Source organism: Caulobacter sp. (genome assembly GCF_049283275.1).
Classification (GTDB): domain Bacteria; phylum Pseudomonadota; class Alphaproteobacteria; order Caulobacterales; family Caulobacteraceae; genus Caulobacter.
The window spans coordinates 1-7234 of sequence record NZ_JBAPVS010000167.1; the positions used below are offsets into that span (position 1 = coordinate 1).

The 7234-nt window shown below is 67.7% G+C and carries 9 protein-coding genes; 6 read left to right on the forward strand and 3 right to left on the reverse strand.

From position 1 onward, the window contains the following. Positions 1-17: 17 nt before the first annotated feature. The 3 genes from rutA to WAL33_RS09125 are packed head-to-tail and all read left to right on the forward strand — an operon-like array spanning position 18 to position 1621. The gene (gene rutA, locus WAL33_RS09115; RefSeq protein WP_422180628.1) at positions 18-1082 is read left to right on the forward strand and encodes a pyrimidine utilization protein A; all 1065 of its coding nucleotides are present in this window, start codon (positions 18-20) and stop codon (positions 1080-1082) included. A 47-nt stretch (positions 1083-1129) separates the two neighbouring features. After that, positions 1130-1309: a CopG family transcriptional regulator gene (locus WAL33_RS09120; RefSeq protein WP_422180613.1), complete on the forward strand. Its 180-nt coding sequence runs from the start codon at positions 1130-1132 to the stop codon at positions 1307-1309. An 18-nt stretch (positions 1310-1327) separates the two neighbouring features. Next, on the forward strand, positions 1328-1621 hold the full coding sequence (locus tag WAL33_RS09125; protein ID WP_422180615.1) for a type II toxin-antitoxin system RelE/ParE family toxin: 294 nt from the start codon (positions 1328-1330) through the stop codon (positions 1619-1621). Position 1622: 1 nt separating this feature from the next. Here the strand turns inward: WAL33_RS09125 and WAL33_RS09130 are convergent, their stop codons facing one another. The 3 genes from WAL33_RS09130 to WAL33_RS09140 all read right to left on the reverse strand — a co-directional run bounded on the left by WAL33_RS09130 (position 1623) and on the right by WAL33_RS09140 (position 4866). Beyond that, complete coding sequence (locus WAL33_RS09130) at positions 1623-2129, reverse strand: FKBP-type peptidyl-prolyl cis-trans isomerase (protein ID WP_422180617.1); 507 nt, start codon at positions 2127-2129, stop codon at positions 1623-1625. A 182-nt stretch (positions 2130-2311) separates the two neighbouring features. Further along, positions 2312-4246, reverse strand: coding sequence for a M61 family metallopeptidase (locus WAL33_RS09135; RefSeq protein ID WP_422180619.1), 1935 nt, complete (start codon positions 4244-4246; stop codon positions 2312-2314). Positions 4247-4488: 242 nt separating this feature from the next. Then, the gene (locus WAL33_RS09140; protein WP_422180621.1) at positions 4489-4866 is read right to left on the reverse strand and encodes a response regulator transcription factor; all 378 of its coding nucleotides are present in this window, start codon (positions 4864-4866) and stop codon (positions 4489-4491) included. A 230-nt stretch (positions 4867-5096) separates the two neighbouring features. Here WAL33_RS09140 and WAL33_RS09145 point away from each other — a divergent pair, with 230 nt between their 5' ends. The 3 genes from WAL33_RS09145 to WAL33_RS09155 are packed head-to-tail and all read left to right on the forward strand — an operon-like array spanning position 5097 to position 7170. Continuing rightward, positions 5097-5726 carry a PepSY-associated TM helix domain-containing protein gene (locus WAL33_RS09145; protein WP_422180623.1) on the forward strand — a complete coding sequence of 210 codons (630 nt, stop codon included), beginning with the start codon at positions 5097-5099 and terminating at the stop codon, positions 5724-5726. 11 nt (positions 5727-5737) lie between these two features. Next, the gene (locus WAL33_RS09150) at positions 5738-6271 is read left to right on the forward strand and encodes a DUF2271 domain-containing protein (RefSeq protein ID WP_422180624.1); all 534 of its coding nucleotides are present in this window, start codon (positions 5738-5740) and stop codon (positions 6269-6271) included. A gap of 17 nt (positions 6272-6288) precedes the next feature. Beyond that, the gene (locus WAL33_RS09155; protein ID WP_422180626.1) at positions 6289-7170 is read left to right on the forward strand and encodes a DUF4198 domain-containing protein; all 882 of its coding nucleotides are present in this window, start codon (positions 6289-6291) and stop codon (positions 7168-7170) included. The last annotated feature ends 64 nt before the right edge of the window (positions 7171-7234 follow it).

A 7234-nucleotide genomic window follows, 5' to 3' on the forward strand; every position in this document is an offset into this window, starting at 1 on the left:
GAACAGGACTTGATCGCATGGAAATCGGCGTCTTCATCCCCATCGGCAACAACGGCTGGCTGATCTCCGAGGCCGCGCCGCAATACATGCCCAGCTTCGCGCTGAACAAGACGATCGTTCAGAAGGCGGAGCAATACGGCTTCGACTTCGCCCTCTCGATGATCAAGCTGCGCGGCTTCGGCGGCAAGACCCAGTTCTGGGAGCACAATCTGGAGAGCTTCACCCTGATGGCGGGCCTGGCGGCCGTGACCGACAGGATCAAGATCTTCGCCACCGCCGCCACCCTGACCATCCCGCCGGCCATCGTGGCGCGCATGGCCTCGACCATCGACTCGATCGCCCCGGGGCGGTTCGGCATCAACCTGGTCACCGGCTGGCAGAAGGCCGAATACGACCAGATGGGCCTGTGGCCGGGCGAGCAGCACTACACCGACCGCTACAACTACCTGGCCGAATACGCGACCGTGCTGCGCGAGCTGCTGGACACCGGCGTCAGCGACTTCAAGGGCAAGTATTTCCAGATGACCGACTGCCGGGTCAGCCCGCATCCGAAGGACACCAAGCTGATCTGCGCCGGCTCGTCCAACGAGGGCCTGGCCTTCACGGCGCAGTACGCCGACTACAGCTTCGCCCTGGGCAAGGGGACCAACACCCCCACCGCCTTCGGCGGGGTCAACGACCGCCTCAAGGCCGCCGCCGACAAGACCGGCCGCGAGGTGGCCTCGTACATCCTGTTCATGATCATCGCCGACGAGACCGACGATGCCGCGATGGCCAAGTGGCAGGCTTATCGGGCCGGCGCCGACCAGGAAGCCCTGGCCTGGCTGACCAACCAGGCCGCCCCCAACGCGGCGGCCGGCGCGACCACCAACACCGCCCAGCTGGCCGCGCCGGAATCGGCGGTGAACCTCAACATGGGCACGCTGGTGGGGTCGTACGACAACGTCGCCCGGATGCTGGACGAGGTCGCGGCCGTGGAGGGCACGGCGGGGGTGCTGCTGGTGTTCGACGACTTCGTGGCGGGGGTCGAGAACTTCGGGACGAAGATCCAGCCGCTGATGACGTCAAGGGCGGGGGTCTGACAGGCGGGCCCCTGCCCCTCCCCGCCCAACCGTGCTAGGCTTCGAGCATGAAGCCCGAACGGTCCATCTTCGACGAGATCGACATCGACGCCGAGATGGCGGCCGACGCGGAGGGTCTTGCCGATCTCGATGCGGGCCGCGTGATCGACCACGAGACCATGAAAGCGTGGTTGCTTTCGCTGGGGACGTCGGAAGAGCTCCCCGCCCCACGTCCCGCCAAGCCTTGATCGGCTCTTGGGGGCGTGATGAACGATGAGGCGAGCCACCCCTATCGGGTTGTCTGGTCGGTTCGATCTCAGCGCGACATCGAAGGCATCTACGCCTACATCGCCCAGGTCGCGCCCCTAGCGGCGCACCGTTTCGCGCCCCGCCTGATCGCGGCCGTCGAGAGCCTCGCCGACCATCCTCTTCGCGGACGAAGGCTCTACGGAGAGGTGCGCGAGATGGTGGCGATCAGGCCCTATGTGGTGCGCTATCGCGTTAGGGGCCGCGCCGTGCAAGTCATCCGGATCAAGCACGGCGCTCAAGAGCCCGACTAGATCAATCCACCGCCAGCATACCGATCAGCCGCAGCCGGAACACCAGCACGCTGTTGGCCGGGATCGGGCCGGCCTCGCGCTCGCCGTAGGCCAGGGCGGCCGGGATCCACAGGGTCCACTCGTCGCCGACATGCATCATCGGCAGGGCCTCCAGCCAGCCCGGGATCAGACCCTCGGCCGGCATGATCGCCGCCTGGCCGCGTTCGAACGAGCTGTCGAACACCACCCCGTTCAGCAGCTTGCCCTCGTAGTGCACCTTGACGACGTCGCCGACCTTGGGCGACGGGCCGGTCTTGGGACCCGAGGTCGTGACCTTGTACTGCAGGCCCGAGGCCGTGGTGACCACGCCGGGCGCCTTGGCGTTCTTGGCCAGGAAGGCCTGCCCCTCGGCCAGGGTCTTGGCGGTGTCGACGGCGGCCGACGGTTGCGGCGGCGCGGACGGCTGCTGCGCCAGGACAGGGCTCGACAGCAGGGAAAGGCCCAGGACCAGGCCGGCGATGCGGTTCATGCGGAAACTCACAATGCAATCTGACAACGGGAGGCGTCCCAACCGGACGCCCGCAGGTTAACCGGGAGGCGAGGCTCTGAAGCTGTGCTTTCTTCCCGTGATCTCATGACGACATCAAGACGGCTGAAAAAGGCCGCCGGCGTTTCCGCCGACGGCCCCTTCATGGTCTCTGGTCCGAACGCCTACTTCTTCGCGCTGTAGATGTCGTCCAGCCGCGCGGGCGTGCCGGCGATGCGCTCCAGGCGCGGGTAGCGCAGGCCGCCGTGGTAGTCGACCTTGACCGTCCGGTAGCGCTCGCCGTCCTTGATCAGCAGCTCGACCGGCGGGGCGTCGGCCTTGGCCGTGGCCTTGACCGCGTCCTTGATCAAGTCGTCGCTATAGGCCACGCCATTGACCGCGACGATCGTCTCGCCGGCCGTCAGGCCCGCCTTGAAGGCCGGGGTGTCCCAATTGACCGCCGACAGCAGGCCGGCCGCGCCGATCGTGACGCCCAGCGAATAGCTGAGATTGACGATCTTGCCCTTGGTCTCGGCCGCCTTGAAGAACTCGGTCGGGGTGTCGGTATAGACCAGCTTGTAGCCGCCGCGGGTCAGGCCATCGAGCGGGGCGCGCGCCGAAAGGCCCTCGACACGGGTCTTCAGGAAGGTCGCCCAGTCGTTCTCGACCACGCCGTTCAGCGTCTTGACCACGGTGTCGAAGTCGTAGGTCAGCACCACGTACGAGCCGTTCTCGACGCCGAAGAACGCCTTGGCGAAATCGTCCAGCGACTTCTTGCCGCCGGTCTTCTCGCGGATCAGCGTATCGGCGTCGAGCCAGATCAGCTGGCCTTCCGAATAGTAGTCCTCGCTGCGCTGCCAGCTGGTCCACGAGGCCGGCTTGCGGTTGGCGATGATCGGGTCGTTGGTGGTGTCCAGCACGTTGCGCCAGTTGCGGCCGGCGCGGGTGTCGTAGAGGGCGGCGGTGGCGGCCAGGGCGTCCAGGCCCTGCTGCTTGGTCTGCAGGCCCGAACGGGCGGCCAGCACATTGCCCCAGTACTGGGTCTGGCCCTCATAGACCCACATCAGGCTGTCGCGCATCGGCTCGTTCAGCGTGGGGGTGTAGAGGTCCGCGCCGCGGCGGAACTTGCCGTTCCACGAGTGGGTGTATTCGTGGGCCAGCAGGTCGCGGCCGACGAAGGTCTTGTCCCAGTCGGTGAAGTACTTGGGCGCCACGCCGTTTTCGCTGGAGCGGTGATGCTCCAGACCGATGCCGCCCATCTTGTCGGTCAAGGCCAGCAGGAAGTCGTAGTGGTCGTAGTGGTGGGAGCCGTACAGCTTGTAGGCCTGCTGCACCAGGTTGCGGTGGGCCTGCAGGGCCTCGGGCTTGATCTCCAGCAGCTCGGGCTTGTCGGCGACGATGTTCAGGCGCACCGGCGTGGCCGCGCCCGGATCCAGGTCGACCTGCTTGAAGTAGCGGCCGGCGAACATCGGCGAGTCGACCAGGGTCTCGAAGGTGGTGGTCTTGAAGGTCGTGGTCTGGCCGCTGGTCGAGGCCTTCTCCAGCGCCGAGCCGAACGCCCAGCCCTGCGGCAGCTTCACGGTCGGCTCGATCTGGATGCGGCGCGTGTAGTAGCCGGCGGGATAGAAGCCCAGCTGCAGCCATTGCACGTTCAGCATGTCGTCGGTCACCAGGATGCGGCCGACGTCGGACTTCACCGGTGTCAGGAACTGGAAGCTGACCTGGACCTCGGTCGCGCCGTCGGGCACGTCGAAGTGGAAGGCGTGGACGGCGACCGGATCGCGGGTCCACGGCAGGGTCTTGCCGCCGGCGGTGATCACCAGACCGGCCACCTTGTCCAGGTCGTTGCGGGGCGAGTGGCCGCCGGGAGCCCACTGGGGATACAGGATGGTCATCGGGCCGGACTTGGCGACCGGGATCGTTTCGCGGACCTGGAAGATCCGGCGGTCCAGGTCGGTGGCGTCGACCGACAGCTTCAGCACGCCGGGATAGGCGATGTCCTGGGCGGCGGCGATCGCCGGGGTCGGGGGAGCCTGAACGGGAACGCGGTCTTGCGCGACGGCCGCGCCGAAGCTGAGCGAGAGAACAAGGGCGGAGGCGGTAAAGAACAGCGTTTTCAAGAAACGACCCCAATGCGACGCGTGGGCATGCTCCCACGACGAAAGGCGGCATACTTCTCCTCTAAAGCCGCACTTGTCGAGGTCATTGGCCGCAGAGAAAGCTCCGTTCGCCGCCTTTTCAGCGCCCGCCCACGCGGCGGGCAGGCGCTGTCCTTGGGCGATCGGCGTTAGCTAGAGGGCGGCGGCGTGGGATGGGAATTGAACGTCCGCCGCGGGTCGAAGGCAAAACGCTCCCGCTGGCCTCACGCCGCCAGGCAACCCGCGGCGAAGCGCGCCTCCAGCGCCCTCACCGCCCCTAGCAGCCTCGCCGGGGTGATCGGCTTTTCCAGACGGGCGTCGCCGCGCTCGTCTTCCTTCAGCTGGTGTTCGTCGCGGCCCGAGGCCAGCAGCACGGCGGTGCGGGCGCCCCGCAGGCGGCGCGTGGCCTTGATCAGCTCGCCGCCGGTCATGCGCGGCATGAAGAAGTCGGTGATCAGCAGGTCGGGATCGAAGGCGTCCATGGCCGCCAGGGCCTGTTCGCCGTCGCGGCAGACCAGCACCTCGAAACCCGCCTCGCGGAGCGTGATTTCGTGGAGGGTGGCCAGAAGGACATCGTCCTCCGCGACTAGAATCTTACGCAACGCTCGCCCCCGACCTGCCTTAACGATTGGTGAACGAAATTAGCGGCCCGCCGGTCGTGCGTCTCCGTGCGCTATCGTCGCACTCCGGGAACAAAATAGGGTCGATCCATGGGAAATGCCGGCCTGGTCATCGTTATTGCGCGGGAAGGCTTGCTTTTGCAAGTCGTTCTCAAGTATGGCCTTGAAGCTCAGCTCAAGGCCTCGCCCCACCCCTCCCGGCTCCGGATTTCGTGAAGACCGCACCCGCCCAGCAAAGTCGCTCGTTCTGGCTCAAGCAGCTGCACCAGTGGCACTGGATCAGCGCGGCGCTGAGCCTGGTCGGCCTGCTGCTGTTCGCGGTCACCGGCTTCACCCTGAACCACGCCGGCCAGATCGAGGCTGAGCCCAAGGTGGTGAGCCGCAAGGCCGCCCTGCCCGCCGACCTGCTGGCGCAACTGGCCAAGGGCCCGACCGAGGGCAAGCGCCCGCTGCCGATCCGGGTCGAGACCTGGCTGGACAAGGCCGTCGACGCCGACATCGCCCGCCGCGAGGGCGAGTGGTCGGAAGAAGAGGTCTATGTCGCCCTGGCCCGCCCCGGCGGCGACGCCTGGATCAGCATCGACCGCGCGACGGGCGCGGTGGAGCATGAGAAGACCACGCGCGGCGCGGTCAGCCTGCTCAACGACCTGCATAAGGGCCGCAACGCCGGCAAGGCCTGGGGCTGGTTCATCGACGTCTTCGCCGGCGCCTGCGTGGTGTTCGCCGTCACCGGCCTGATCCTCCTGCAGTTCCACGCCCGGGCCCGCCCCCTGACCTGGCCCCTGGTGGCCGGCGGGCTGGTGATCCCGCTGCTGCTCGTCATCCTTTTCGTCCACCTGTGAGGCGTCCCGCCATGAAGCGTTCCCTGTCTCTCCTGACTTTCTCGGCGCTTGGCGCGGGCGCGACGGCCGCCCCCGCCATGGCCGCCGACCTCAACGTCACCATCGAGGTGCCGCGCCTGACGGTCGCCGAGTACCACAAGCCCTATGTCGCCATCTGGGTGGAGGCGCCCGACGCCTCGGCCGCCGCGACCCTGGCGGTCTGGTACGACGCCGACTCCAAGGAAGACCACGGGACCAAGTGGCTGAAGGACATGCGCCAGTGGTGGCGCAAGGCCGGCCGCACCATGACCTTCCCCGCCGACGGGATCAGCGGCGCGACCCGCGCGCCCGGACCGCAGAAGCTGGTGTTCAGCGGCGCCAAGGGCCCGCTGAAGGATCTCAAGCCCGGCGCCTACACCCTGGTGGTCGAGGCGGCCCGCGAGGTCGGCGGCCACGAGGCCGTCCGCGTTCCGTTCGTCTGGGGCGCCCCTGGGGGCAAGCCCGGCAAGGCCGCCACCGCCAAGGGGACGGCCGAACTCGGCGTCGTCACCGTCGCCGTCAAATAGCTGAAAAGAGAAACGCCATGTCCCTGCGCAATCGTCTTCTCGCCTTCGCCGCCGCCGGTCTGGCGCTGGCCCTTCCGCTCACGGCCAACGCTCACCGCGGCTGGCTCCTCCCGTCGTTCACGGTGCTGTCCGGCGACGGCTCCTGGGTGACCGTCGATGCGGCGATCTCCAACGAGCTGTTCTACGCCGACCACAATCCGATGCGGCTGGATGCGGTGACCGTCACCGCGCCGGACGGGTCGGTCGACAAGATCCAGAACGCCCTGACCGGCAAGTACCGCTCGACCTTCGACGTCCAGCTGTCCAAGCCGGGCACCTGGAAGATCGGCTCGGCCACCAGCACCGTCATGGCCAGCTGGACGCAGGACGGCCAGGTCAAGCGCTTCCGCGGTTCGCCGGACGACTTCGCCAAGCAGGTCCCGGCCGGCGCCGCCGACCTGAAGACCATCAAGAGCTTCAATCGCAACGAAACCTTCGTCACCCGCGACGCGCCCACCACCACGGCTCTGGCGCCGACCGGCAAGGGCCTGGAGCTGGTCCCGGTGACCCACCCCAACGACCTGGTGGCGGGCGAGGCGGCGACCTTCAAGTTCCTGCTGGACGGCAAGCCGGCCGCCGACCTGGAGGTGACCTTCGCCCCCGGAAACTCGCGCTATCGCGCCACGCCCGGCGACTTCAAGGTCAAGACCGGCGCCGACGGGGCGTTCAAGGTCACCTTCCCCGAAGCGGGCATGTACTGGATGAACGCGGTGGTGCGGACCGGCGAGACCGGCCGTGGTCCGGGCGGCCCTGGCGGCGGCATGGGCGGTCCCGGCGGCGCTCCGGCTCCCGCCACGCCCCTGGCCGGCAACGGCATGAGCGCAAGCTACACCGCCACGCTCGAAGCGCTGCGGCCGTAACCGCCAAGAAGGTTGTCATCCCGCGTGGCAAGACAATGTGGCTAGCACCGTGGAGCGTCCTCGT

Excerpts from the sequence above, each read along its gene's own strand:
- rutA (WP_422180628.1), top strand. The coding sequence starts at position 18 with ATGGAAATCGGCGTCTTCATCCCCATCGGCAACAACGGCTGGCTGATC.
- WAL33_RS09120 (WP_422180613.1), top strand. The coding sequence starts at position 1,130 with ATGAAGCCCGAACGGTCCATCTTCGACGAGATCGACATCGACGCCGAG.
- WAL33_RS09125 (WP_422180615.1), top strand. The coding sequence starts at position 1,328 with ATGAACGATGAGGCGAGCCACCCCTATCGGGTTGTCTGGTCGGTTCGA.
- WAL33_RS09130 (WP_422180617.1), bottom strand. The coding sequence starts at position 2,129 with ATGAACCGCATCGCCGGCCTGGTCCTGGGCCTTTCCCTGCTGTCGAGC.
- WAL33_RS09150 (WP_422180624.1), top strand. The coding sequence starts at position 5,738 with ATGAAGCGTTCCCTGTCTCTCCTGACTTTCTCGGCGCTTGGCGCGGGC.
- WAL33_RS09155 (WP_422180626.1), top strand. The coding sequence starts at position 6,289 with ATGTCCCTGCGCAATCGTCTTCTCGCCTTCGCCGCCGCCGGTCTGGCG.